This window comes from Streptomyces sp. NPDC031379 (assembly GCF_055569615.1).
This window is the reverse complement of sequence record NZ_JBVIIT010000008.1, coordinates 219296-244503: the sequence shown is the minus strand read 5'-3', so window position 1 is coordinate 244503 and position 25208 is coordinate 219296. Positions and strand designations below refer to the sequence as shown.

Genomic DNA, 25208 nt, shown 5'->3' with positions numbered 1-25208 from the left:
ACACTGGTGTCATGAGCGGTTCCATCGAACAAGGCATCAGCCAGACGCACGGGAACACGCACATACTCCACTTCCTGGTGCGGATCCCGCGGTCCATGGAGGACGTCTGGTCGGCGGTGGCCACCCCCGAGGGACTCGGGGGCTGGTTCACCGCCGTCGACGTTCTGGAGCCCCGTCTCGACGGCTTGGTCACCCTGGGTGACCTGGGCACCGGCCGGATCACCGCGTGGGACGTGGACCGGGTCGCCGAGTACACCGTCGGGGACGGCGGCCGGATCCGGTTCCATCTGGAGCGGGAAGGGGACCGGGGGAGCGTGCTGCGCTTCACCCACGAGTTCCAGGGCGAGGGGGAGTCCGAGTCCGCCTGGCGCACCCGATTCGAACGGTTGATCGCCAACCTGGGGGGCCCGCGGGACCTCCCCGACGAGGAGCCCTCGCAACCCCTTCCCGGCCAGTTCACCTAGGACGGCGGCAGGCACTCCTTCCCCGGCGGCTTCCCCTCCGGCCAGGCGATCCGGACGAAGCGCGAGCCGCCCTGCGGGGTCAGCTCCACGATCGGCACGGCCTTGTCGTACGGGTTGCCGTGCACGTCCAGGCAGATCCACCCGCTCGCCCCGTCCACCCGCAGCGAGCCCTTGACCTGCGGCCACTGCAGGCCCACGTCCGCGAGCGCCGGAACGCTCCGGCCGCCCGGCACCGCCTCGCGGATGCCGTGCACGGCGAGCCGCAGGGTGTCGTAGCCGATGATCAACTGCCCGTCGTCCAGGGCGACGGAACCGATCGGGCCCATCGGCTCCCGCCCGGCGCCCGACACCAGCTTCCGCAGCGCGGTGAAGTCCGCCGCCGAGCCGCCCGTGCGCACCGGGTCCTTCGTCCAGGCGTCCGGGTGGGCCAGGGAGGTGTAGCGCACGGAGAGGTTGTGCCGCAGTGCCGCGCGGTCCAGGTTCTTCTCGTGGGTCAGATAGGAGGCCTCGTCGCCGGTCAGCACCGTGAACTTCCGGTCCTGGCAGCCGCGCCCGCCGAGCGCGTTGATGAACTGCCGCAGCTGGGTGTGCCGGCCCGCGAACAGGATCGTGTCCGTCTCCCGGGAGGTGTCGCACACCAGGTGCGTGATCTGCCGGAAGGTGTTCGCGGTCGTGCCCTCCGCGCTGCGGTCGGCGGGCGGGGTGAACGGTTGCGGCTCGTACGGCGAGCCCTTGATCAGCGCCGCGAACGACTCCTGCAGCGTGCGCGTGTACGGGTCGCCGGGCTTGTCGTACACCAGCAGCGCCTTGCCCGCGCTCACCTTGGCGAAGGAGGCCAGCGCGCGGGCCTCGTCGGTGTTGGTCGGCGAGACCCGGGCGAGCCCGGGGTAGGGGTCCTGGCCGCGCTGTCCGTTGGCGAGGTCGTCGGCGGTGATGGAGGAGCCGATCACCGGGATGTGGCGCCGGGTCAGCTCCTTCACGGCCTTCTTGTTGGCGTCGGTGCTCTGCCCGACGCCGGCGACCGCGCGCAGCCGGTCCGCGCTCGTCGTCATCCGGGTCAGCTGGTCGACCGTCTGCAGCCAGTGGTCGCCCGTCGCCCCGGGGTTGGCCAGCACCAGACGGATCTGCGGGGCCTCCCCGTTGGAGTCGTGGTTGGCCTGGTACTGCGCCAGGTAGGCGCCCTGGAGCTGGTGCTGGATGTCGTTCAGGTTGGTCGGCGAGGTGGAGGTGTACGGCAGCATCAGCGCCACCGTCACGTGGTCTTCGGGCTTGAGCCGGTCGTTCTCCCGCCCGATCGCCCGGACGACCTGGCGCAGCTGGGCCTGCCCGAAGTCGTACGGGCCCGTCGCCACGCCCACGCACTCCTCACTGCCCTCCGGGCGGCTCACCCCGGGCCCGCAGGAGCGGTCCTCGTGGGTGAGGGCCCGCACCGCGAACACCAGGCCGGCCACCAGGGCGGCCGTCACCACCAGGGCGAGGTAGCGGCGCAGCGGGATCTCCCACACGCCTTCGCGCACCCATGTCGCCACACCCCTGCGCGCCATCATTCCTCCCCGCTCCGGTCGTCCGGGCCCTCGTCCGTGTCGTCGGGGTCGTCGGGGCCGTCCATCGGGCGCCCGGCGAGCGCCGCCGCCGGCCAGTCCCGCGAGGCCCGCCACAGCAGCGCGTTGCCCGCCGGCCGCAGGTTGGACAGCTGCTCCAGCTCGAAGCGGAGCCGGTCGCAGACCTGCGGGTCGGGCACCGCCAGTGGATCCGCCAGCTGCCACACCGCGTGCAGCAGCCGCCGTACCCGCAGGTGCAGTACGGCGTCCGCGCCCTCCGGCACGGCGTGCTCGGCGTCCGTGCGGCCCAGCGCCACCGCGGCCCGCCGGTCGCCGTGACCGCCGAAGTCGTGGCCCTCGGCGTCGTGCGCGTGGAAGTAGGGCGCGGACGCGATGAACTGCAGGGTGCGCAGCCAGGCGCCGGGAGCCGCGGTGGGGAAGGTGTCGCGCAGGTGGGCGACCGCCGGCTCCGTGAGGCCGAGGGCGAGTTCGTGGTGCAGCCGGTAACGGGCGTGCTCGGGGGCGGTGTAGTGGGCGATCAGCGTCTCGTGCGCGGTACGCCAGGACGCGTGGTCCGCGTCGCGCAGGTGCAGCCGGAGCAGCAGCAGGGTGCGCACGAACGGGTCACCGACGAACCGGCCCGGCACGACGGGCAGTCCCTCCTCGGCGAGCAGCGTCTGCAGGGCCCGTACGCTCGCCGGACCGAAGGTGTCCGGGAGCAGCTCCGCGGCCAGCGCGCAGGCCGATCCGTGGTCGTGGGCTGCGGCCAGCACGGTCAGTTCCCCAAGGTGCTCGGCCGGCACCAGCCGGTCCAGCAGCGCCTCGTGGACGGGCCGGCCGGGCCGGTCCTCGGCGGGCCGGATCTCCGCGGTGAGCAGCTCGCCCAGCGCGGACGCCCCGGGCAGATGCCGCGCGGCCGCCTCGGCGAGCAGCACGATACCCAGCGGGTTCCCGCCGGTCAGCCGGTGCGTGGCAGGCGGCAGCTGGGGCGGTACGGGGGTGTCCGCGCAGACCGCGCCGACGATGTGCAGGGTGTCGTCCGGGCTCAGCGGCGGCAGCGCGAGCAGCAGCGCCCGCGAGGAGGGCGCCGCGTCCGGTGTCCAGTCGCTGCGCCGGGCCACCTCCGCAAGCTCCCGCCGGACCGCGCTGCGCAGCTCCTCACGGCCCTCACCCCGCCGCGCCGCGACGAACGCCACCTGGTCGGCGATGCCCTCGGTGCGGTCGCGCAGCACGGCCGCCACGAGTCCGGGACCGGGCGCCGACTGCGCGTTGTCGAGCAGCACCAGCGGCCGGCCGAGCCGCTGCATCCGCGGCAGCACGCCCGCGTACGCCTCCGTCAGATCGGCCAGCAGCGCCCGCACCAGATACCGCTCGGCGTGCTCCCGCGAGGGGCCGTCCGCGCGGAAGTGCCCGGACAGCAGGATCAGCCCGCGCTGGGCGTTGCCGCCCGCGTTCGGATACGTCCGGTACCAGACGGACGCCTTCTGGTGCCGGCGGCTGGCGAAGCCCTCCGCGACGGACTCCAGCGTCGCCTCGATGGCCCCCGACACCAGCGGCCCGGTGCCGGTGGCCGCGGCGACCACCTTGGCCGCCACCTTCCCGGCCCAGCGCCCGGCCAGCCCGCTGATCCACGAGCCGCTCTCGTTCAGCAGCAGGATCCGCTCGACCTCCCGGCGGATCCGCTCGGAGTCGGCGTCGCCCCAGCCGCCCGCGGCCACCGCGACCAGGCCCGACATCAGCCGCGGGAAGGTGATCCGCCCGGCACCCGTCACCGGCTCCGCGAGCTGCTCGGCGAGCACCAGCAGCGCCTGCGCGAGCGGCGACCAGGACTCGGCGGGCCGGTCCGTCGGCGGCCGCGCGAACTGTTCCTCCGCGCAGTCGACCAGCGCGACCGGCGTGTGCCCCTGGTAGGAGTCCCGCAGCTCGGCGAGGACCGCGCTCTTGCCGAGCCCGCGCGCCCCGGTCAGCACCACGAACGGCGGTTCCTCCGGGTGCTCCAGCGTATGACCGCGATGGTGATGGGGGCGCATGCCCACCAGCCGCGGCGCGAGACCGGCCGGATCGACATCGAAGAGCGCCCCACGCCCGTGCAACCGTCTGTGCACCGCATCTCCCCCTCAACAGCAGTGTAGAAAGGGGGAGTTGCTTCGGGCCAGGGTCAGTGGTGTCCGTTGTGTTACGAAACCGCCGGGAGACTGCCGTGGGTCACCGAGGCGATGTGGTCCCGCAGCCGCTCCACGTACAGCCGCAGGTTCTTCGCCGCCACGTCCGTGTCCGGGTACCGGCCGGCCAGCCACAGTCCTTCGTGCAGCCGGTTCACCCACACGCACACCTGGTCCCCGTACGACACCCGGATCAGCCCGTGCGCCCTCTGCTCCGCCCACCGCTCGGCGCCGGGGATGGCCCGGGCGTCGAGGTAGGAGACGATCGAGTACAGGTCGGGGGAGGTCGGCCGGAAGTCCGTGCCGAGCAGGCTCAGCACCCGGGCCAGCGGCATCCGGGACAGCGGCCGGTTCGCCTGGAGTTCGGCGCGGACCGCCCGCAGCGTCTCCGGGAAGCCCGGAGCGCGGCCCACGGGCACCTCGATCGGGGCGCCGCCCACGTACCAGCCCACCGAGTCGCTCCACCGGGACTTCACCCGGGTGTGGAACGGCACCACCGTCCGGTACACCGACTGTCCGCCCAGTTCGTGGACGATGAGCGCGGTCGCGGCCAGCAGGCCGACCAGGCTGCCGCCGTAGGGCCTGCAGTACGCCTCGAACGCCGCCGCCTCGTCGGCGTCGGCCAGCGGCTCGCACAGCATCTGCTGCCGGGGCAGCGGGCCGCCCGGCTCCAGGCCGAGGTCGACCGGGAAGCCCGGCAGCGTCCCGTCGCAGCGGCGGATGAACTCGCGCCAGCGGCTCACGATCGCGTGCCGGTCGTCGATGCCGTCCGCGTCCGCCCGCTCGATCTCGCAGAAGTCGACGTAACTCGCGGCCGGCTCGAGGGAGTCCGGTGCGGTCCCGGCGAGGCCCGCCGTGTACAGCTCGTGGATCTCGGCGGGGATGCGGTGCAGGGAGTAGGCGTCGACGTTGCTGTGGTCGAAGGCCATGTACACGCTCGTGCCGTCGTCCCGTACGACCGCCGTGTAGATGAGGTTCGGCCAGCGCAGCGCGTCCGCGACGGCGTCGAAGCGGTCCTGGAGGTGCCGGACGAGGACGTCCGCGTCGGGGAAGTCGCCCGCCTCCTCCCGGCGCAGCGAGACGTCGGCCGCGTCGAGTGTGAACCGGCGCAGTTCCTCGCCCGCCCAGCGGAATCCGCTGCGCAGCGTCTCGTGCCGCACGGTCCAGGCGCGCAGCGCCTCCTGCAGCACGTCCAGGTCGACCGGGCCCGGGAGGTCGAAGGCGGTGCCGAGCCAGGTCGGCACGAACAGGCCGTCCTCCCGGACGGACCTGGCCGTCCGGATGTGCGACTCCTGGATGTAGGCCGGAGGCCGGAAGTCCTCCGGAAGCCCCGTCGCCACCGCGACGGTCGCCGGGCTCAGCGTCCACTCGACGAGCCGTCCCGGCCGGACCTCGCAGCGCTGGATGTCAGTGATTCGCACGCGTCTCCCATCGCAGAAGGGGGCCTTGGATGCGGGCCCCCCTCAGGGCAATGCCGCGGGACGCGGCCGGGACATGCCCGGCCGGTTCAATTCAGCGGAACGGGTGGCAGACCGAACGCGGAAGTGATTAACCGACGGTGACCGGCCGGGGCTCAGCCGACGGTGATCGAGTCGAGCTTCGCGCGCAGGTAGACGTGCGAGTCGACCGGCGGGTACGCCACCCGGCCCACCGGAGCCGGCACGGACTCCACCCGGGTGCCCGGGGTGCACTCACCGAAGTACACGAGCGACATCAGCTCCTCGGCGGGCGCGTCGGCGGGCGGCGGCAGCACCCGGTGCCGCCCCGAGCGCCAGCGGTCACCGGTCCAGCGGGCCAGCAGATCGCCGACGTTGACCGTGAGGGCGGCCGGGTCGTAGGGGGCGTCCTCCCACCCGCCCTCGTCGGTGTAGACCTGCAACCCGCCCTTGCCCACCTGCCGGTCGAGGATGGTGACGGTCCCGAAGTCGGTGTGCGGCCCGATCCGGAACTGCCCCGGCCGCGGCTCCCCGACGACGTCCCTGCCGGGGTACCAGTTGATGTTGAAGCCGTACGTCGGATGGTCCATGTGCCGGGAGAAGAAGTCGGGCTCGAGGCCGAGGGCGTACCCCAGCAGCGTCAGCAGCTCCTTCTCCAGGCCGGCCATCCGCCCGAGGTACTCCTCGCACAGCGGCCGGAGTTCCGGTACCTGGGCCGGCCAGACGTTGGGCGCGTACCACTCGGCGTTGACGACCGGGTCCTCGAACGGCTCGTGCGTGGCGAAGGTCAGCGACTCCTTCAGGTCGGGCGGGGTGGGAGTGCCCTCCGCGTACGCGTTGGCCTCGGCGCCGGGCCCGAGCCAGCCGCGGCCGCCGACCCTGGCCTCGTACGCCTGTTTCGCCTCGGTGGGCAGCACGAAGAACCGCCGGGCGGCCCCGCGGACGGCGGCGCGCAGCCCCGGGTCCACCCCATGCCCGGTGACCAGCAGGAATCCCGCGGTCTGCAGGGCCTGGTCGACGGTACGGGCGAGGGCCCTGCGGGCTTCGGCGTCCCCGCCGAGCCAGGGCCGGAGATCGATGGCGGGAATCCGCGGTTCACTCACCGATGTCCTCGTTCCACAGAGCCGGGTTGTCCTCGACGAAGGCACGCATCATCGCCACGCACTCCGGGTCGTCCACGAGCACGATCTCCACTCCGGCACCGGCCAGCCAGTCGTGGCCGCCGTGGAAGGTCGTGGCCTCGCCGATCACCACCCGGGAGATGCCGAACTGGCGGACCAGGCCGCTGCAGTACCAGCAGGGGGAGAGGGTGGTGACCATGGTCGTGCCACGGTACGTGCGCTGCCGGCCCGCCGCGCGGAACGCGGCCGTCTCCGCGTGCACGGACGGGTCGTCGTCCTGGACGCGGCGGTTGCGGCCACGGCCGAGGAGGGCGCCGTCCGGGCCGTAGAGGGCGGCGCCGACGGGGATGCCGCCCTCGCCGAGTCCGGTGCGGGCCTCCTCGACGGCGGTGGCGAGCCAGGCGCGGGCCTGCTGTTCGTCCATGTTCTTACTGTGCTGCGCCGAGGTGGTCGGCGTCGAGGTAGCCGGCCAGGGCGCCGGCGCCCTGGAGCATCGCCCGGGTGCGGGCGGTCAGGGTCCGCTCGCGGGTGTCGAGCGCGGCCCGCAGCGCCTTCCGGCTGCCCTCCCGGCGCAGCTCGTCCAGGACCGGGCGGATCTGGTCGAACAGGTGGTGGCCGCGGCGCAGGGAGTGGATCACGCGGGCGTCGCGGACGTCGGCGGGGGAGTAGACGCGGTAGCCCGTGCCCGGGTCGCGGCCCGGGGCGAGCAGCCCGGCGTCCTCCCAGACCCGCAGCGCGGAGGTGCGGACGCCGAGGAGGGCGGCCACCTCGCCGACGCGCAGGGCGCCGGACCGCGGCGAGGGGTGATCTTCGGCCAAGTTCTCCAGCGCCGCCCGGGTCGCCTTCAGGGCCTCCCGCTCGCCGTGCAGGGCCGCGTGGGCCGCGTCCACCAGGGACAGGGCGGCCGGGGCGTCACCGGCGTGCACGCACCGCATGATCCGCGCCGCGGTGGTGGTGCCGTACCCCTGCGCCAGGGAGCGGTACGTCAGCAGGGCGTGGCGGTGCGGTGGGCCGAAGCGGCGATAGCCGGAGGCGGTGCGCTCGGCCGGGGGCAGCACACCGGCGTCCTCGTAGTTGCGGATCTGCTGCGTGGACAGACCGGCTGAACGGGCCAGGTCCACGGGCCGGAGCCGGCCGCCGCTCATGCCTCCCGCGCCCCCGCCGCTCGTGTCTCCTCCGCCCGGCCCGGTGTTCATCCCGGCTCCGCCGCGACCGCGCGCCAGATGCCTGACGGCCACGCCGACGCGCGGGCTGCGTGGGCCTGCCGCTCACGCATCCACGCGCAGCAGCAGCTTGCCCGTGCTGGTCCGTCCGCCCATCAGCCGGTGCGCCCGCGCCGCGTCCTCCAGGGCGAACTCGGCCGTCACCGGAAGCGTCACCGTCCCGTCGGCCGCCTTCGCGAACGCCTGCGCCGTCAGCCGGCGCAGGGCGCCCGGGTCGGTCCGGGCCAGGGTGAGGATGGAGAAGCCGGAGACGGAGATGCCGAGCGGGTACAGCTCGGGCTGGCCGACGGTCCACGGCTCGGCGGAACTGGCGTTGCCGAAGGAGACCAGGCGCCCGAAGACGGCCAGCGAGGCCAGCCCGGCACGCAGGGTGTCGCCGCCGACGGGATCCAGGACCAGGTCGACGCCCCGGCCGGTCGCCCTGCGCACCGGCTCCTGGAAGGCGCCGACGAACACCTCGTCGTAGCCGTGCTCCTTGGCGTGGGCGGCCTTCGCGGCCGAGGACACCACGCCGTACACCGCGCCGGCGCCCGCCGCCCGCGCCAGCTGGCCGACCGCCGTGCCGATGCCGCCCGCGGCGCCCTGCACGAGCAGCGTCTCGCCGGGCTGCAACCGGCCCACGGAGTGGACCAGCGCGTACGCCGTCGGCAGGACCGTCGGCAGGGCGGCCGCGGCCCGCGGGTCCAGGCCGGCGGGGAGCGGGAAGACGGTCGTCGCGTCGGCCACGACCACCTCCGCGTACGCACCGCCCTCCGTCAGCGCCACCACCTCCTGGCCGACGGCCAGGCCGGTGACGCCGGCGCCGAGCGCGCGGACGCGGCCGGAGACCTCGAGGCCGGGGACGTACGGCAGCGCGGGCACCCGGTACCCCTCCGAGCGGGCCTTCAGATCCGCGAAGTTCACCCCGGCGTAGGCCACGTCGATGCTCACCCGTCCCGGCCCGGGTTCCGGCACCTCGGCCGTCACCACCTTCAGCACCTCGGGCTCGCCGTACTCCTGGAACTCCACCGCGCGCATGGGCCGCCTCCCCGTTGGCTGTTCTCCGGCACTCGACTGCTCTCGCAGCAACGAACACCCGGCACCGCTCAGTTGATTCCGGCCCGCGCCCATCGACGGCACCGATGGGGCCATCGGCAGGACGCCCCGCCGGCGCGTGGACCGGCGCCTCGGGCCGCTCATAACGTCGTGGGCATGACCCCAGAGAACAAGGGCACGGCCCAGCTGACGACCGCGATGGTGCTCTCCGGCACCCTCGGTCTCTTCGTCGTCGAGTCGGGTGCCTCGCCCTTCAACGTGGTGTTCTTCCGCGTCCTGTTCGGCGCCCTGGCGCTGGGCTCCTACGTCGTCGCCCGCGGCTGGCTGCGCGGCCACGGCTTCACCGCGCGCACCTTCGCACTGGCCGTGCTCGGCGGCGTGTTCATCGTCTTCAACTGGGTCCTCCTCTTCCAGTCGTACGAGAACACCTCGATCTCGGTCGCCACGGTCGTCTACCACACCCAGCCGTTCTACGTGGTCCTGCTGGGCGCCCTGCTGTTCCGTGAGCGCCTCACCGCCGCCAAGGTCGGCTGGATCGTGCTGGCCTTCGCGGGCCTGATCCTGGTCTCGGGCGTCACACCGGGCGACTTCGCGGGCGGCGGGTCGTATCTGACCGGCGTCGGGCAGGCCCTGCTGGCCGCCCTCCTGTACGGCCTGTCCACGCTGGTCACCAAGCGGATCACCGGCGTACGCCCGCACCTGATCGCCCTGGTCCAGGTCCTGGTCGGCATCCCGCTGCTGCTGCCCTTCGCGGACTTCGGCGCGATGCGGGGCACCGGCGCCGACTGGGGCTGGCTGGCCGGGCTCGGCCTCGTCCACACCGGCGTGATGTACGTCCTGATGTACGCCGCCTACGCCCAGCTGCCCACCGCGAAGATCGCCGTACTCGCCTTCGTCTACCCGGCCGTCGCCATGGTGATGGACTGGGCGGTGTACGGACACCACATCGGGCTCGTCCAGGCGCTGGGCGTCCCGCTGATCGTGACGGCCAGCCTCAAGGTCACCCTTGCCCGGAAGCCAGCTTCCGCGCCTGCTCCACGAACAGCCGGGCATGCGCCGGAAGCCGCTTCCCGGTCCGCCACGCCAGCTGCGTGCGAAGCGTGAACGGCGGCTCCCACGCGAGCCGTACCAGGGAGCCCTCCGCGAGTTCGGCGGCGACCGTCACCTCGGGCAGCAACGCGGCCCCGAGGCCGGCCGCCGCCGCACGCTTGGTCGCCTCGATCGTGCCGAACTCCATGAACTCCACCGGTCCCAGCGCCGACAGCTCCCGCTCGAACAGGTCCCGGTAGGCGCAGCCCGGCTCGGTGGCCAGCAGCGCCTGCCCGGTCAGCTCGGCCGTCGCGACCGGCTTTCCGGCCAGCGCGTGTCCGGGCGCCGCGACCAGCGCCAGCGGCTCCACCGCCAGCACCACGCCGTCCAGACCGGGGTGCTCGGTCTCCTCCTCCATCAGGAAGCCGACGTCGTACGTCCCCTGCCGCAGCGCCTGCCGGGTCTCGTCGCCGATGGTGGTCCGCAGGGCGAGCCGCACCCCGGGGTGACGGTGATGGAAGTACTCCAGCAGCGGGGGCAGCCGGTAGGAGGTCAGCGACTCCATCGTGCCGACGGTCAGGGTGCCGGACGGCTCCTGCGGCTCGGTGACGGCCGCCCGGGCCTCCTCGGCCAGCTCGATGATCTGCCGGGCGTAGGGCAGCAGCCGCTCGCCCGCCTCGGTGAGCCGGATCCGGCTGCCGAGCCGGTCGAACAGCTCCACGCCGAGGGAGGCCTCCAGCGCCCGGACCTGACTGGTCACACTGGACTGCGCGTACGACAGCTCGGCCGCCGCCCGGGTGAAGCTCAGGACCGTGGCGACCTTCTCGAAGGTGACGAGCAGCCGGAGTTCCACGGGGTCAGTCGCCGTTCTTCGGGTCGTCCTTGTCCGTCCTGTCCAGGGACTTCAGGAACTCGGGGTTGTCGTCGGGGGCGACCCAGCCGGTGGCGGTGCCGCGATGCCCTTCCGAGGGGGCGGAGCCGTCCGCGGGGGCGTGCCGCACCTTGCCGGTGATCAGCCAGGCGACCGGGCCGACCAGCACCTCGCCGAAGAGCAGGATGATGATCACCCACACCACCTTCGGCAGGTGGCGCACCTCTTCCTCGGGCGTGTTCAGGCAGTCCACGAAGGCATAGATCCACAGCGCCAGGACCAGCAGGAACGGCAGATACCTGAGCATGGTCGTGCGATCTCCCGACGGTGTGAGACGGCCCCGGTGACCGGGCCAGGGTAGCGGGTGGCCATGATGGTCGTCGGGGGTCGCCGGTCGCCGGTCGTCGGCCGGGTGGGAACGGGGGACGAGACGATGAGGGTGCGCAGGCGCAGGACCTGGGCCGCGGCCGGGGTGGCCGCGGGCGGCCTGGCCGTCGCGGGGGTGCTGGTGGCCCAGGAGCTGTCCTCGCCGGTGTTCGGCCTGCGGCAGGGCCCGTTGGCGAAGGACCCGGCGTGCGCGCGGATCGCCGACCACTATCCGGACCGGCTGGACGGCGATCGGCGCGACCGGATCACCTTCGAAGGACTCGCGGTCTGGGGCCACGGGGCGGTGCGGCTGCGCTGCGGCCTGAACCCGCCGGCCCCGACGAAGGATCCGTGCGTCGCCGTGGACGGGGTGGACTGGGTGCTGCGCGAGGCCGAGTCCCGAGGCGGCCGCAAACTCCTCGTCACCTACGGCAGACGGCCCGCCGTGGAGGTGTCGCTCGCGGACTCGGTCCGGCGGACCGACACCGTGCTCATAGAGCTGAGCCGGCTGGTCGCGCCGGTGCCGCCGAAGGGGCACTGCCTGAGCCGCGACTGACCGCCCCAGGGGCCTTCTCCCGCAACAGCGGGCGCGTGATCTCGCCGACCTCCTCCTCCGTGAGCGTGCTCAGACACAGCCCCGCCATCTTCCCGTTCCGGTCGATGAGCAGCGTGTACGGCAGCGCCTGGGGCCGGTATCCCCGGGGCAGCAGGGCGAGCTGCCGGCTGCCGGGGTCGTGCAGGCTCGGGTAGGCGAGGTCGTGGTCGCGCTGGAACGCCAGGCCCGCGGCCCGCTCGGCGTCCGTGTCCAGGCCCAGCACCTGGACGCCCTTCGCCGACAAGCGGCGCTGGGCGCGGGAGAGTTCGGGCGCCTCGGCACGGCAAGGGCCGCACCAGGAGGCCCACATGTTGAGGACGACGACCTTGCCGCGGTAGTCGGAGAGGCGGACCGGCTTCCCGTCGAGGGTGGTACCGGCGAGGTCCGGCGCGGCGCGCCGGTCGGCGGCCGGTACGCGGGTCAGCGGCGAGCCGGAGGTGCCGCCCGCCTCCTGTCCCGGCGCGCACGCGGCGAGTGCGAACAGCAGGGCGAGGCCGGGCAGCAGACGGTGACGTCTCATGACCGAGGAGTATCCCAGCCGCCCCGAAGACCCCCGGTGCCGCCCCGGTGACCTGTCCGCGGCGGCCGCCGGCCGCTGTGCCGTCCCCGGGGCCGACCCCCGGCGCCCCGGCCGGGCAGGGGTGGGCGCATGGACAAAGCGGCCCGTCGGCGATACTGGGGCACATGGCTTACGACGATCTTCGCTCCCTGCTGCGGGCGCTGGAGCGCGAGGGAGACCTCAAGCGCATCAAGGCCGAGGTCGACCCCTACCTGGAAGTCGGGGAGATCGTCGACCGGGTGCAGAAGTCCGGCGGACCGGCGCTTCTCTTCGAGAACGTCAAGGGCTCCGCGATGCCGCTGGCGATGAACGTCTTCGGCACCGACCGGCGGCTGCTGAAGGCGCTGGGCCTGAAGTCGTACGGGGAGATCTCCGAGAAGATCGGCGGCCTGCTGCGGCCCGAGCTGCCGCACGGCTTCGTCGGCGTCCGTGAGGCCTTCGGCAAGCTCGGCGCGATGACGCACGTGCCGCCGAAGAAGGTGAAGCCGGACAACGCGCCCGTGCAGGAGGTCGTCCTGCACGGTGACGAGGTCGACCTGGAGCGGCTCCCGGCCCTCTTCACCTGGCCCCAGGACGGCGGCTCCTTCTTCAACCTGGGCCTGACCCACACCAAGGACCCCGAGACCGGCATCCGGAACCTGGGCCTGTACCGGCTGCAGCGCCACGACAAGCGCACCATCGGCATGCACTGGCAGATCCACAAGGACAGCCGGAACCACTACCAGGTGGCGGCCCGGCGGGGCGAGCGCCTGCCGGTCGCGATCGCCTTCGGCTGCCCGCCGGCGGTGACGTACGCCTCCACCGCCCCGCTCCCCGGCGACATCGACGAGTACCTCTTCGCCGGGTTCATCGCGGGCAAGCGGATCGAGATGGTCGACTGCAAGACGGTCCCGCTCCAGGTCCCGGCGAACGCCGAGGTCGTCCTGGAGGGCTGGCTGGAGCCCGGCGAGATGCTGCCGGAGGGCCCCTTCGGCGACCACACCGGCTTCTACACCCCGCAGGAACCCTTCCCGGCGCTGAAGATCGACTGTGTGACCATGCGCAGGCGCCCGCTGCTCCAGTCGATCGTCGTCGGCCGCCCCCCGACCGAGGACGGCCCGCTGGGCCGCGCCACGGAACGCTTCTTCCTGCCCCTGCTGAAGATCATCGTCCCGGACATCGTGGACTACCACCTGCCCGAGGCCGGCGGCTTCCACAACTGCGCGATCGTCTCGATCGACAAGAAGTACCCGAAGCACGCGCAGAAGGTGATGCACGCGATCTGGGGGGCGCACATGATGTCCCTGACGAAGCTGATCGTGGTCGTGGACGCCGACTGCGACGTCCACGATCTGCACGAGGTCGCCTGGCGGGCCCTCGGCAACACGGACTACGCCCGTGACCTCACGGTCGTCGAGGGTCCCGTCGACCATCTCGACCACGCCTCCTACCAGCAGTTCTGGGGCGGCAAGGCGGGCATCGACGCCACGAAGAAGTGGCCGGAGGAGGGCTACACCCGCGACGGCGGGTGGCCGGACATGGTCCTGTCGGACCCGGATACGGCGGCCCTGGTGGACCGCCGCTGGAAGGAGTACGGCCTGTGAGCTCCGCCTCCGCGGCCATCCCCCGGCCGGGACGCACCAAGGCGTTCCTGCGCCTGGTGATGATCGAGCACTCGGTCTTCGCGCTGCCCTTCGCGTACATCGCCTCGCTCACGGCGATGTACGACCTGGACGAGAACATCCACTGGGGCCGGCTGCTGCTGGTCACGATCTGCATGGTCGGCCTGCGGACGTTCGCGATGGCGGTCAACCGGATCATCGACCGCGAGATCGACGCCCGTAACCCGCGCACGGCGCACCGGGAACTGGTGACCGGCGCGATGTCCGTCCGGCACGCCTGGACGGGCGCCCTCGTCGCGCTGGTGGTCTTCCTCGGGTCCGCGGCCCTGCTGAACCCCCTGTGCCTGGCCCTGGCGCCGGTCGCGGTGGTCCCGATGGTGGTCTACCCCTACGGGAAACGCTTCACCAACTTCCCGCAGGCCATCCTCGGGCTCGCCCAGGCCATGGGCCCCGTCGGCGGCTGGCTGGCCGTCTCCGGTTCCTGGTCCTGGGAAGCGGTCGTCCTGGGCCTCGCCGTGGGCGTCTGGATCGGCGGCTTCGACCTGATCTACGCCTGCCAGGACGTCGAGACCGACCGCGAGATCGGTGTCATGTCGGTGCCGGCCCGCTTCGGGATCCCGGCCGCGATCTGGGGCGCGCGGGCCTGTCACACGGTGACGACGGCCCTGTTCGTCTGGTACGCCCTGGCCACCCACGCCGGTGCCTTCTTCTGGCTGGGCCTCGCGATCGTGGCGGGCGCGTTCGTCTACGAGCACCGCATCGTCCGCCCGCACGACCTGTCCCGCCTGAACCGGGCGTTCTTCTCGGTCAACGGCTTCATCGGTATTGCCCTGTTCGTGTGCGCGCTGCTCGATCTGCTGGTGCGCGGTCTGACCGTCTGACTGGCCCCGGCCCGTCTCCCCGCCGCCCCCGGGGCGTACGACCCGGCCTGAGCGCGGGGCGACCCGCCGGTACGCTCAAGGTGTGAACGCAGGAGAAACGCAGCGCGCGCCTTGGATCGTGGGGGTGTCCGGAGCTTCCGGGACGCCGTATGCCGCTGCCGTGCTGCGGGCGCTGCTGGGGGCGGGGGAAGCGGTGGACCTGGTGGTCAGCCGGGCCTCGCGGCTGACGCTGCTGGACGAGACGGGGATCCCGTTCCGTGACGCCCACTGGCAGGACGACCTGCGCGAATGGCTGGCCCGGGGCGCCGACGGCAAGCCCGGGACCTTCGACGTGGACGTCAGCGGGGTGCGGTACTGGGGCGCGGGGGACCTCGCGGCCGGGCCGTCCTCGGGTTCGTACCCGGCGAAGGGGATGCTCATCGTGCCCGCCTCCACGGCCTGCGTGGCGGGTGTGGCACTCGGCCTGTCCAAGGACCTTCTCCAGCGGGCGGCGAGCGTCACACTGAAGGAGCGCCGGACGCTGGTCGTCGCGGTGCGGGAGACCCCCCTGAACGGCCAGACGCTGCGGCACCTCGTCGCGCTGGACGACGCCGGTGCCACGGTCGTACCGGCCTCGCCCGCCTTCTACGCGGGCGCCACACACATCCAGGACCTGGTGGACTTCGTCGCCGGGCGGGTGCTGGACGCGGCGGGCGTCGGGCACGGCCTGTACCGGCGGTGGCAGGGCGACCTGGGCGGCGGCCGGCCCGACCAGTAGGGCCCGGCGGAGCCGGGCGCAGTACCTCATCACTCTTCGGAACTCTTCAGCGGAAGGCTTCGATCGCATGGACGCGGTGGACAGGCAGCTCATCCAGGCCCTGAGGGAGAACGGCCGGGCCTCCTACGCGGAGTTGGGGCGCCTCGTCGGCCTGTCGGGACCCAGCGTCACCGACCGCATCAACCGGCTGGAGGCGGCCGGAGTCATCACCGGCTACCGCGCCACGGTGAACGCGGCCTCCCTCGGCCTCGGGGTCATCGCCCTGATCGGCATCTCGCTCTCGGACGCCGCGGACCACGAGGACGTGGCGCAACGGCTGCGGGACCTGCCCGAGATCGAGGACTGCTGGTTCATCGCCGGCGACGACTCCTTCATGCTCAAGGTGCGCTCCACGGACGTGGACGGCCTGGAGAAGACGATCCGTCGGCTGAGCGGCACCAAGGGCGTCTCCCGGACCCGTACCACCATCGTGCTCTCCACCAAGTGGGAGAACCGGGTCGGCGAGCTGCCGGAAGAGGTCTAGGGATACCGTTGGTCGGGCTGTCGGAGAAAGGTGTTGGCATGGACGTCGGGCTCAAGCGCGCGCTGGAGGAGAAGGTCCGCTCCGGTGAGCGGCTGACCCGCGAGGACGGCATCGCGCTGTACGAGTCGGACGACCTGGCCTGGCTCGGCGGCCTCGCGCACGAGGTGCGGACCCGTAAGAACGGGGACGTCGTGCACTTCAACGTCAACCGGCACCTGAACATGACCAACGTGTGCACGGCCTCCTGCGCCTACTGCTCGTTCCAGCGCAAGCCGGGCGAGAAGGACGCGTACACGATGCGCATCGAGGAGGCCGTCAAGCTCGCCAAGTCGATGGAGAGCGAGAACCTCACCGAGCTGCACATCGTCAACGGGCTCCACCCGAACCTGCCGTGGCGCTACTACCCGCGCTCGCTGCGGGAGCTGAAGGCCGCGCTGCCGAACGTGTCGCTGAAGGCGTTCACGGCGACGGAGATCCACCACTTCGAGACGATCTCCGGGCTGTCGGCGTCGGAGATCCTGGACGAGCTGATCGACGCGGGCCTGGAGTCGCTGACCGGCGGCGGCGCCGAGATCTTCGACTGGGAGGTCCGGCAGCACATCGTGGACCACCGGACCCACTGGGAGGACTGGTCCCGCATCCACCGCCTGGCGCACGAGAAGGGTCTGAAGACCCCGTGCACCATGCTCTACGGCCACATCGAGGAACCCCGGCACCGCGTCGACCACGTGCTGCGGCTGCGTGAGCTGCAGGACGAGACGAACGGCTTCCAGGTCTTCATCCCGCTGCGCTACCAGCACGACTTCGTGGACATGAAGGACGGCAAGGTCCGCAACCGCCTTCAGGCCCGCACCCAGATGGCGACCGGCGCCGAGGCCCTGAAGACCTTCGCCGTCTCCCGGCTCCTCTTCGACAACGTCCCGCACGTCAAGGTCTTCTGGGTCATGCACGGCGTGCAGACCGCCCAGCTGGCCCTCCAGCACGGTGCCGACGACATGGACGGCTCGGTCGTCGAGTACAAGATCACGCATGACGCGGACAACTTCGGCACGCCGAACAAGCTGACCCGTGAGGACCTGCTGGACCTGATCCGCGACGCCGGCTTCCGCCCGGTGGAGCGCAACACGCGCTACGAGATCATCCGCGAGTACGAGGGTTCCGACCCGGCGCGTCGCGACTCCCCCCAGCCGATGCGGGTGTGATTCGCCCGGACGCCCCCCTCGGTTCCCCAGGTGACCGAGGGGTACCCGGCGTCCATGGCCACCACGAAGACCCCCGAGGACGCCTACACGGCGGAGCCCTTCGTGCCGGACCACCCCACCCTGTCCACTCTCCGCGAAGCCGCCGCCGGCTGCCGGGGCTGCCCCCTGCACCGCGACGCCACGCAGACCGTCTTCGGCGCCGGAAACGCGGACGCCCGCGTGATGCTCGTCGGGGAGCAGCCCGGTGACCAGGAGGACCGCCAGGGCAGGCCGTTCGTCGGCCCCGCCGGCAAGCTCCTGGACAGGGCGCTCGCGGAGGCCGGCATCGATCCCGCCGAGGCGTACGTCACCAACGCCGTCAAGCACTTCAAGTTCACCCGGGCCGAGCCGCGCAAGCGCCGCATCCACAAGGCGCCGAGCCTGCGGGAGACGGCCGCGTGCGGGCCGTGGCTCGCGGCCGAGCTGGCGATCGTGGAGCCGGAGCTGATCGTGGTGCTGGGGGCGACGGCCGGGAGGGCGCTGCTCGGTTCGTCGTTCCGGGTGGGCGAGGTGCGCGGGACCGTACTGGAGCGGGAGATCCACGGGCGGGCGGAGCGGCTGGTGCCCACGGTGCACCCGTCGTCCGTGCTGCGGGCGGACGACCGGGAGGGTGCCTACCGGGGGCTGGTGGCCGATCTGGAAGTGGCTGCACGCGCACTGGCGTAATAGATACCATGCGCCTATGCCCCTTACCTTTACGCTGGATCCCGCCCTCACCCCCGCCCTGCGCGACGGCGTCCTCGAGCTGTGGACGGACGTCTCCAACGCGGGCGGCGCGGTCGGCTTCGTGCCCACCGTGACCCCGGAGGACATCCGCCCCGAGCTGGTGAAGCACCTCGTGGCCATGGCGGAGGCCCGGCACCGGCTGCTCGTCGGGCACGACGAGGCGGGGGAGGTGGCCGCGACCGCGTTCTTCTCCTTCAACACGCACCGGCTGCAGCGGCACTGGGTGTGGCTCTACACGGTGATGGTCCACCCCCGGCACCAGGGCAAGGGATACGGACGCGACCTGCTGGCGGCCGCCGCGGACGCGGCGCGCGCCTTCGAGGGCATCGACGCGATACGGCTCACCTGCCGGGGCGGCCTCGGCCTGGAGCACTTCTACGCCTCCTGCGGCTACAAGGAGGTCGGCAGGGTGCCCGACGCCATCCGGGTGGCCCCTGGCGACGACCGCGACGACATCACCATGCTGCTGCCGCTCGCGTGAGGCGCCCCCACCCCCTGCCAAGATCACCGGCCCGGCGTGCTTCACTGGACGATGCCCGATATGGGTTTTCGGACCGTACGACACGGAAGAGTGGATTGAGATGCTCCGCTACACGCTGATGCGCCTCGGCATCTTCGCCGGCTGCCTCGTGGTCGTCTGGGGAGCCGTCTACTCCGGCATCTTCCCGCGCGGCTACGGCGACGCCAACTTCCTGTGGGTCCTGCTGCTCGCCATGGTGCTCTCGGCGCCGATCAGCTGGGCGGTGCTGCGCAAGGAGCGGGAGCGGGCCTCGGTGCAGGTCGCGGGCAGGGTCGACCGGATCAAGGCCAACCTGGACGCCAACCGCAGCCAGGAGGACGGCGCCGACGACACCGCCCACGCCCAGGGCCAGCCCTCCTGACCGAGTACACGGCTCCCGGCGCCCCCGGTCGCAATTAGTCTTGCCCCATGGGTGCCGTGAAGACCAAACGGATGCCGCGTGCGGTGCGGGAGCAACAGATGCTCGACGCCGCCGTACGGATTTTCGGCCGACGGGGGTACATGGCCGCGTCGATGGACGAGATCGCCGAACTGGCGGGCGTGTCCAAGCCGTTGGTGTATCTGTACCTGAACTCCAAGGAAGACCTCTTCACGGCGTGCATCCGCCGGGAGGCGGCCGCGCTGACCGAGGCCGTGCGCGCCGGTGTGCGGCCGGACCTGCCCGCCGACCGGCAACTGTGGGACGGGCTGCAGGCGTTCTTCGCGCACACCGCCGAGCATCCCGACGCGTGGTCCGTGCTGCATCTGCAGGCCCGCACCCATGGTGAGCCGTTCGCGGCCGAGGTCGCCGCGATGCGCGAGGAGATCGTCGCCTTCGCGACCCGGCTGATCGCGGTCGCGGCCCGGGAGGCCCACCGGGACCCGGACCTGCCCGAGCACGAGGTCGCCGGGCTGGCCGAGGCGCTGGTCGGAGCGGCGGAGTCGCTCGCCGCCTGGGCCAACGCCACGTCCCGTGTCACCGCCCGCCAGGCGGCGGCCACGCTGATGAACTTCGCCTGGTCGGGTCTGGGCAACCTCATGGACGGCCGGCCCTGGAGCCCGCCACCGGCCGTTCAGCCCGCCTGAGCCGTCCGGGCGCGGTCGGACAGGAGCCGGGTGAGGCTCTCGAGGTCGTCGCTGGTGTAGCTACGGCTCTCGTTGTCCTCGCCGGTGACGAGCGTGAGGACGGTTCCGGTGCGGACCATCGTGCTGCGGCTGGTCTCGGTGACGTAGGCGTCCCCCCGGCTCGTCGAGACCACGAACGCCCTGACCTGGTCCCCTACCTGCGGCATGGTCAGCGCCCGCGCGCCTTGGCTCCCCACCTCCTCGGCTTTCGCGTCGAAGGCCGACCGGGCCGTGCTCGCGTCCGGGTAGGAGAACACCGCGAACCGGGTCGTCATGCCGTACCGGCCGAAGTAGGTGGCCGTGCCCTGGAACTCCGAGCCGTCGTCCTGTGAGGAGACGCCCACGGTGGGCGCGTCGCTCTCCGTCCAACCCGACGGCAGGCTCGTCGCGTCCGGCAGGACGTCGCGCAGGGCGTAGGCGTCGGGGAGCCGTCGCGCCTCACTGTCGCCACCGTCCGCCGCGTCGTGGCCGGTCCCGGCCTCCTGCCGGCCCTGCCCCCCGGAGGCCGCCCCGCCTGCGGCCCGGGAGTCCGGTGAGCCGTCGTCCAGGACTTGGACGCCGCCGTAGAACACGAGCGCCACCAAGGCGGCCACCAGCACACAGAGAGCCCCGAGGGCGGTGCGGCCCGCGGGCGTCCGGTCGAAGTGCACCGGGCCGAGCGCGATGGTGTTGCCGCGGACCCGCGCTCCGCCGCCGATCACCACACTGTTCCGGATGTGCTGTCCGGGCGGCTCCGCGGGTCGCGGCCCGGCGAGGACCGGGGCGAGGGCCGTGTCCAGCGCGGCGGCGAAGTCCTGGTCGGCCGCGACCGTGGCCACCAGCTCGTCGCGCAGTCCGTCGGCGGCCGCCGGATCGTCGGGCCGGTCGTCCACGGCCGCCAGGGCCGCCTGTCCCGACGGCGTACCGGCGAGCCGCCGGCGTACCAGGTCGGTGACGGCCTGCCCCGCTCCGGTGGCGGCAGCGGTGGCCGCACCCCCGGCCAGGCCGGTCACCACTCTCACGGCGTGCGACACGAGTTCGGTCGGTTCCATGGTTCCCCCGTCTGGTTGCCTGCTGTGTACATGCTAGGAACGAGGGCGGCTTTCATCGAGGCAACGTGCGTACCCCAAAAGGGAGTTGGCGCATTGGTGCCGTCGTTCACCGTGGTGAAGGCCGCACCTCACCCGTGACGTGCAGCCGTCCGCCCGCGCCCCGCAGTTCGAAGCGGCCGGTGCCGTCCGCGCCGTACACCACCGTGCCCGGGAGCAGCACCGGCGCCCGGAAGCGGGCCCGGACCACGGCCGCGGTGGGCGTGCCGTGGGCGGCCAGACAGCGGGCCACGGTCCACATGCCGTGCGCGACGGCCCGCGGGAAGCCGAAGAGGCGGGCGGTGAGCGGGTGCAGGTGGATGGGGTTGCGGTCGCCGGAGGCCGCGCCGTACCGGCGCCCCACATCCCCGGCCAGCCGCCACTCGGCGACGGCGGGCAGCGGGGTGTCGTGGGCGTCGTGGGTGTCGTGCACGTGTGCCTCGTCCATGTGTGCCTCGGGTTCCGTACCGCCCTCGGTGCGGTGCCGGGCCAGGTAGGTGCTGCGGGACTCCCAGACCAGGTCGCCGCCGGAGCGCAGCCCGGTCACCACGGTGGCCTCGGTGCCGCGCCGGTGCGGGGCCAGGCCGTCGATGTGCACGGCGAGTTCGTACTCCCCGGAAGCGGGCAGTTCGGTGTGGCGGACGATCTCGATGGACGTGTGGACCAGGCCCAGCAGCGGCAGCGGGAAGTCCCGTCCGCTCATCAGGCGCATGGCCAGCGGGAAGCCGAGGACGTGCGGGTGGGTGACGGGCAGCGCGTCCGCGCCGGTACCGCCGACGGCACCCGTGGCGAAGCCGCACACGCGCTCGTACGCGGCCAGCTTCGCCAGGTCGACGCGCAGGCCGGGCAGGACGAGGCGGGTGCGCGGGAAGTCCGCGCCCGGGGCGGGGCGCTTGAAGGGGGAGCGCAGGGCGCCCCGGGCCAGCAGCGGGGCCAGCGTGGGGGCGGTGGCCAGGGTGACGGCGCCCGGCGCGTCCCCGGCAGGCTCTCGGTCGGCCATGTGCAACTCCCGCGACTCGGTTTCCGAGGGGCTCCAAAATGCTTACTCTGGAGTAAGGTTACCGAAGGTAAGGCTAGGTGAGCCACTGTGGTGAGGAGGAGCAGGTCGCGGCGGACCCGCAAAGCTGAACCCCCCTCACATAACCCCCGAGGCTGCACATCCCCGGCCCCGGACCATCCCCGAACCCGCACAAGGCCCTCACAGTGGGCCCGTACGATCACCTGCCTAACCGTCGGTAACCCCTTTCTGCGGCCCGCCGCCGGTGAACGCCTCGGTGTGCGAGGCACGTACGTCATGCAGCAAGCCGTGCACCGCTGCACGTCCGAGGAGCCGCCCGTGTCCACCCCGTACCCGAACGCCCCCGTCTCCTCCGGCGCCCCGGTCTCCGCCGTCGACTACGACGGCCGCCCGGTCCTGGTGGAGCCGGAGATCAGGCGGCTGGACGGCGTCGTACGCGAGGCGTCCGTACCGCCGTTCGCGCCGCAGGTCACCCATGGCTCGCTGGCCGACCTGCCGTTCGAGAACGCCGAGGCGGACCCCGGCGCCGTCGCCCTCAGCCGCCGCGCGCCCGACGGCCGCTGGGCGGACGTCACGGCCGCGCGGTTCGCCGAGCAGGTGCTCGCGGTGGCCAAGGGACTGATCGCCGAGGGACTGCAGCCGGGCGACCGGATCGCCGTCATGGCCCGCACCCGGTACGAATGGACCCTGCTCGACTTCGCCGCCTGGGCGGCCGGCCTGGTCACCGTCCCCGTCTACCCCACCTCCTCCGTCTTCCAGACCCGCTGGATCCTGCACGACTCCGGAGCGGTCGCCCTGATCGCCGAGACCGCCGGCGAGGCCTCCGCCATCGGTCCCGAGCTGCAGCACCTGCCCGACCTCCGGCATGTCTGGGTGATGGACCAGGACCACGTGGAGCGCCTCGCCGAGGCGGGCGCCCAGACACCGGACGGGGAGGTGGCCGTACGCCGGGGCATGCTCGGCCCGGACACCCTCGCCACGCTCATCTACACCTCGGGCACCACCGGCCGCCCCAAGGGCTGCGCCCTCTCGCACGGCAACTTCTTCGCCGAGGTCGACAACGCCATCGAACTGCTCTACCCGGTGTTCAAGGCGCAGAACGACGAGCCGTCGGTCCTCCTCTTCCTGCCGATGTCCCACGTCTTCGGCCGGATGGTGGCCATCGCCTGTGTCCGCGCGCGCGTCCGCCTCGGCCACGCGCCGAGCCTGGCGGCGCAGGACCTCCTCCCGGACCTGGCCGCCTTCCAGCCCACCTGCCTGCTGACCATCCCCTACATGCTGGAGAAGATCTACAACTCCGCGCGGGCCAAGGCCGAGACGGGCGGCCGGGTGGCGGTCTTCGACCGGGCGGCGGCCGTGGCCCAGCGCTACGGCGAGGCGGTCGAGGCCCGGCAGACCGGCACCGGCAACGGCCCGGGCCGCGCCCTGAAGACGGCCCGCACCTTCTACGACCCGCTCGTCTACCGCCGCATCCGGGCCGCCATGGGCGGCCGCGTCCGGTACGTCATCTGCGGCGGCTCCCCCCTCGGCCGGCGTCTCGCCGCGTTCTACGCCGGCGCCGGCATCGAGATCTTCGAGGGCTACGGCCTGACCGAGACCACCGCCGCCTCGACGGTCACCCCGCCGCTCAAACCCCGCCTCGGCACGGTCGGCTGGCCCCTGCCCGGCACCCGCGTACGGATCGCGGCGGACGGCGAGATCCTCATCGCCGGCGACCACGTGCTGCGCGGCTACTGGGATCCGCAGGCCGGCGGAGTCGTCCCCGCGACCCGGGACGGCTGGCTGCCCACCGGCGACCTAGGCGAGCTGGACGACGAGGGCTATCTGACCATCACCGGCCGCAAGAAGGAGCTGCTGATCACCGCGGGCGGCAAGTCGGTGGCCCCGGCCCCGCTGGAGAACTGGCTGCGCCAGCACCCGCTGATCTCCCAGGTCATGCTCGTCGGCGACGGCCGTCCGTACGTCGCCGCCCTGATCACCCTCGATTCCGACGGCATCACCCACTGGCGCCAGATGATCGGCAAGCATCCGGTGCCACCCGAACTCCTGCTGGACGACCCCGAGCTGGCGGCCGTCCTCCAGCGCGCGGTCGACGAGGCCAACAGGCTGGTGTCCCGGCCCGAGTCCATCCGCCGGTTCGCCGTGCTCCCCGGCGACTTCACCGAGGCGGCCGGTCATCTGACGCCCTCGATGAAGCTGCGGCGGGAGCAGATCACGCGGGACTTCGCGAGCGCGGTGGAGGGCCTGTACCAGCGCTGAGGCCCGCTGCCCGGTCCGCTCGCCCGGCGGACTGTCGGTCGGCACCCGCTCCTTGCCGGTCCCACCTCTGTCCGGACTCGGCGGGGGCGCGGAGCGGGTTGCCGCCTGGGTCGGTCACGGCCCGGGAACGATCCTCGTACGCCGCCTGAAGCCAGTCAATCCTTGGGTTTTCTCGCCAAACCCAAGTGTTAGCTTGGGTGTTGTGACCCTGGACGACCTCCGTGTGTTCGTGGCCGTATGCCGCGCGGGCAGCCTCAGCTCCGTCGCCCGCGACCTCGGCTGCACCCAGTCGGCCGTCAGCCAGCACGTCAGGCGGCTGGAGCGGGAGACCGGCGTGGCGCTGCTGGAGCGCCAGCCGCGAGGCGTCGTGCCGACCCAGGCCGGCCGCATACTGGAGGCCGCCGCGGCCGAGGGCATCTCCGGCCTCGACCTCGCCGTACGGCACCTGCGTGATCTCCTCGACGGCCACAGCGGACACGTCCGCGTCGCCACCGGCGCCACCACCGTCCGGCACTTCATGTCGGACGCGGTCGTCACCTTCCGCCACCGCCACCCCAAGGTGAACCTCGAGTTCCGCACGGTCAGTTCGGGCCGCGGCACCTTCGACGCCCTCGCGGACGGCACCCTCGACCTCGCCTGGATCACCATCGGCCCGCCGGTGCGCGGCATCGAGCAGCGGACGGTCGTCGAACTGCCCTGGGTGCTCGCGGTCCGGGCCGACGACCCCCTTGCCGGACGCGCCCGCCTCGACGCGGCCGAACTGACCGGCACGCGCCTCATCCGGCTCCCGCCGAACTCCACCTCCGCCGCCCACCTCGACGCCGCGTGTGCCGAGCGGGGTGTCCGCTTCGCCTACGAGCCGAGCGTGGCCGACTGGGACACCGCCCTGCTGCTCGCCGAACTGGGCGTGGGCCGGGCGGTCGTGCCCGCCGTACCCGGCCTGCCCGTGCCCGGCGAGGGCCCGCTGCGGCTCGTCCCCCTCCCCGGACTCCGGCCCCTCCCCGTGGGCTGGGCGGTCCGCCGCTGGGACGCGCTCGGCCCGCCGGCCCGGGCCTTCGCGGACACGGTCGTGGAGTGCCGGGCCGCCGCCCGCTGAGGACCGGCCGCCC

At 72.8% G+C, this 25208-nt stretch carries 25 protein-coding genes and 1 pseudogene; 14 read left to right on the top strand and 12 right to left on the bottom strand.

Features of this window, described 5'->3' with window-relative positions:
* Positions 1-11: 11 nt before the first annotated feature.
* Complete coding sequence (locus tag ACZ5CW_RS14525; RefSeq protein WP_468600992.1) at positions 12-464, top strand: SRPBCC family protein; 453 nt, start codon at positions 12-14, stop codon at positions 462-464.
* On the opposite strand, the gene ACZ5CW_RS14520 is transcribed toward ACZ5CW_RS14525, so the two are convergent.
* The 7 genes from ACZ5CW_RS14520 to ACZ5CW_RS14490 all read right to left on the bottom strand — a co-directional run bounded on the left by ACZ5CW_RS14520 (position 461) and on the right by ACZ5CW_RS14490 (position 8964).
* Positions 461-2008, bottom strand: a complete 1548-nt coding sequence (locus ACZ5CW_RS14520) for a hypothetical protein (protein WP_468601114.1) — start codon at positions 2006-2008, stop codon at positions 461-463. The genes ACZ5CW_RS14525 and ACZ5CW_RS14520 overlap by 4 nt on opposite strands.
* On the bottom strand, positions 2008-4110 hold the full coding sequence (locus ACZ5CW_RS14515; RefSeq protein WP_468600990.1) for a hypothetical protein: 2103 nt from the start codon (positions 4108-4110) through the stop codon (positions 2008-2010). Before ACZ5CW_RS14515 ends, ACZ5CW_RS14520 begins: the two co-directional genes overlap by 1 nt.
* A gap of 71 nt (positions 4111-4181) precedes the next feature.
* Entirely contained in the window at positions 4182-5588 is a 1407-nt protein-coding gene (locus ACZ5CW_RS14510) for a condensation domain-containing protein (protein WP_468600988.1), read from the bottom strand.
* A 152-nt stretch (positions 5589-5740) separates the two neighbouring features.
* Positions 5741-6706, bottom strand: coding sequence for an isopenicillin N synthase family dioxygenase (locus ACZ5CW_RS14505; protein ID WP_468600986.1), 966 nt, complete (start codon positions 6704-6706; stop codon positions 5741-5743).
* Entirely contained in the window at positions 6699-7148 is a 450-nt protein-coding gene (locus ACZ5CW_RS14500; RefSeq protein WP_468600984.1) for a nucleoside deaminase, read from the bottom strand. Before ACZ5CW_RS14500 ends, ACZ5CW_RS14505 begins: the two co-directional genes overlap by 8 nt.
* Positions 7149-7152: 4 nt before the next feature.
* Positions 7153-7869 carry a TioE family transcriptional regulator gene (locus tag ACZ5CW_RS14495; protein ID WP_468601112.1) on the bottom strand — a complete coding sequence of 239 codons (717 nt, stop codon included), beginning with the start codon at positions 7867-7869 and terminating at the stop codon, positions 7153-7155.
* Positions 7870-7992: 123 nt separating this feature from the next.
* A complete protein-coding gene (locus tag ACZ5CW_RS14490) occupies positions 7993-8964 on the bottom strand; it encodes a quinone oxidoreductase family protein (protein WP_468600982.1) in 972 nt (323 codons plus the stop codon).
* Between the two features lie 174 nt (positions 8965-9138).
* Between ACZ5CW_RS14490 and ACZ5CW_RS14485 the strand changes: the two genes are divergently transcribed.
* Positions 9139-10086 (top strand): DMT family transporter, encoded by a 948-nt coding sequence (locus ACZ5CW_RS14485; protein WP_468600980.1) that lies wholly within the window; start codon positions 9139-9141, stop codon positions 10084-10086.
* Here the strand turns inward: ACZ5CW_RS14485 and ACZ5CW_RS14480 are convergent.
* Positions 9983-10864, bottom strand: coding sequence for a LysR family transcriptional regulator (locus tag ACZ5CW_RS14480; RefSeq protein WP_468600978.1), 882 nt, complete (start codon positions 10862-10864; stop codon positions 9983-9985). The genes ACZ5CW_RS14485 and ACZ5CW_RS14480 overlap by 104 nt on opposite strands.
* A 22-nt stretch (positions 10865-10886) precedes the next feature.
* Positions 10887-11189, bottom strand: a pseudogene (locus ACZ5CW_RS14475) (PLD nuclease N-terminal domain-containing protein); the annotation flags it as partial.
* A gap of 63 nt (positions 11190-11252) precedes the next feature.
* Here ACZ5CW_RS14475 and ACZ5CW_RS14470 point away from each other — a divergent pair.
* Positions 11253-11804, top strand: coding sequence for a DUF3515 family protein (locus tag ACZ5CW_RS14470; RefSeq protein ID WP_468600976.1), 552 nt, complete (start codon positions 11253-11255; stop codon positions 11802-11804).
* Here the strand turns inward: ACZ5CW_RS14470 and ACZ5CW_RS14465 are convergent.
* On the bottom strand, positions 11740-12363 hold the full coding sequence (locus tag ACZ5CW_RS14465) for a TlpA family protein disulfide reductase (RefSeq protein ID WP_468600974.1): 624 nt from the start codon (positions 12361-12363) through the stop codon (positions 11740-11742). The genes ACZ5CW_RS14470 and ACZ5CW_RS14465 overlap by 65 nt on opposite strands.
* Positions 12364-12527: 164 nt before the next feature.
* Here ACZ5CW_RS14465 and ACZ5CW_RS14460 point away from each other — a divergent pair, with 164 nt between their 5' ends.
* The 9 genes from ACZ5CW_RS14460 (at position 12528) to ACZ5CW_RS14420 (ending at position 19716) form a co-directional block, all read left to right on the top strand.
* Positions 12528-13985 (top strand): menaquinone biosynthesis decarboxylase, encoded by a 1458-nt coding sequence (locus ACZ5CW_RS14460; RefSeq protein WP_468600972.1) that lies wholly within the window; start codon positions 12528-12530, stop codon positions 13983-13985.
* Positions 13982-14884 carry a menaquinone biosynthesis prenyltransferase MqnP gene (gene mqnP, locus ACZ5CW_RS14455; protein ID WP_468600970.1) on the top strand — a complete coding sequence of 301 codons (903 nt, stop codon included), beginning with the start codon at positions 13982-13984 and terminating at the stop codon, positions 14882-14884. Before ACZ5CW_RS14460 ends, mqnP begins: the two co-directional genes overlap by 4 nt.
* Before the next feature lie 82 nt (positions 14885-14966).
* Positions 14967-15641: a UbiX family flavin prenyltransferase gene (locus ACZ5CW_RS14450; RefSeq protein WP_468600968.1), complete on the top strand. Its 675-nt coding sequence runs from the start codon at positions 14967-14969 to the stop codon at positions 15639-15641.
* A gap of 67 nt (positions 15642-15708) precedes the next feature.
* Positions 15709-16164: an Lrp/AsnC family transcriptional regulator gene (locus tag ACZ5CW_RS14445; protein ID WP_073901832.1), complete on the top strand. Its 456-nt coding sequence runs from the start codon at positions 15709-15711 to the stop codon at positions 16162-16164.
* Positions 16165-16202: 38 nt separating this feature from the next.
* The gene (gene mqnE / locus ACZ5CW_RS14440; protein ID WP_468600965.1) at positions 16203-17366 is read left to right on the top strand and encodes an aminofutalosine synthase MqnE; all 1164 of its coding nucleotides are present in this window, start codon (positions 16203-16205) and stop codon (positions 17364-17366) included.
* A 54-nt stretch (positions 17367-17420) separates the two neighbouring features.
* On the top strand, positions 17421-18071 hold the full coding sequence (locus tag ACZ5CW_RS14435) for a UdgX family uracil-DNA binding protein (RefSeq protein ID WP_468600963.1): 651 nt from the start codon (positions 17421-17423) through the stop codon (positions 18069-18071).
* Positions 18072-18087: 16 nt separating this feature from the next.
* Positions 18088-18612 carry a GNAT family N-acetyltransferase gene (locus tag ACZ5CW_RS14430; RefSeq protein ID WP_468600961.1) on the top strand — a complete coding sequence of 175 codons (525 nt, stop codon included), beginning with the start codon at positions 18088-18090 and terminating at the stop codon, positions 18610-18612.
* Positions 18613-18712: 100 nt separating this feature from the next.
* Positions 18713-19012, top strand: a complete 300-nt coding sequence (locus ACZ5CW_RS14425; RefSeq protein WP_468600959.1) for a DUF4229 domain-containing protein — start codon at positions 18713-18715, stop codon at positions 19010-19012.
* Between the two features lie 47 nt (positions 19013-19059).
* A complete protein-coding gene (locus ACZ5CW_RS14420) occupies positions 19060-19716 on the top strand; it encodes a TetR/AcrR family transcriptional regulator (protein WP_468600957.1) in 657 nt (218 codons plus the stop codon).
* Here ACZ5CW_RS14420 and ACZ5CW_RS14415 read toward each other — a convergent pair.
* Positions 19704-20786 carry a hypothetical protein gene (locus ACZ5CW_RS14415; protein WP_468600955.1) on the bottom strand — a complete coding sequence of 361 codons (1083 nt, stop codon included), beginning with the start codon at positions 20784-20786 and terminating at the stop codon, positions 19704-19706. The two genes, ACZ5CW_RS14420 and ACZ5CW_RS14415, sit on opposite strands and share 13 nt — an antisense overlap.
* 106 nt (positions 20787-20892) lie before the next feature.
* Positions 20893-21822 (bottom strand): MaoC family dehydratase, encoded by a 930-nt coding sequence (locus ACZ5CW_RS14410; RefSeq protein WP_468600953.1) that lies wholly within the window; start codon positions 21820-21822, stop codon positions 20893-20895.
* Between the two features lie 336 nt (positions 21823-22158).
* Here ACZ5CW_RS14410 and ACZ5CW_RS14405 point away from each other — a divergent pair, with 336 nt between their 5' ends.
* Positions 22159-24099: an AMP-dependent synthetase/ligase gene (locus ACZ5CW_RS14405; RefSeq protein ID WP_468600951.1), complete on the top strand. Its 1941-nt coding sequence runs from the start codon at positions 22159-22161 to the stop codon at positions 24097-24099.
* A gap of 202 nt (positions 24100-24301) precedes the next feature.
* Positions 24302-25195, top strand: a complete 894-nt coding sequence (locus ACZ5CW_RS14400) for a LysR family transcriptional regulator (RefSeq protein ID WP_468600949.1) — start codon at positions 24302-24304, stop codon at positions 25193-25195.
* Positions 25196-25208 lie beyond the last annotated feature (13 nt).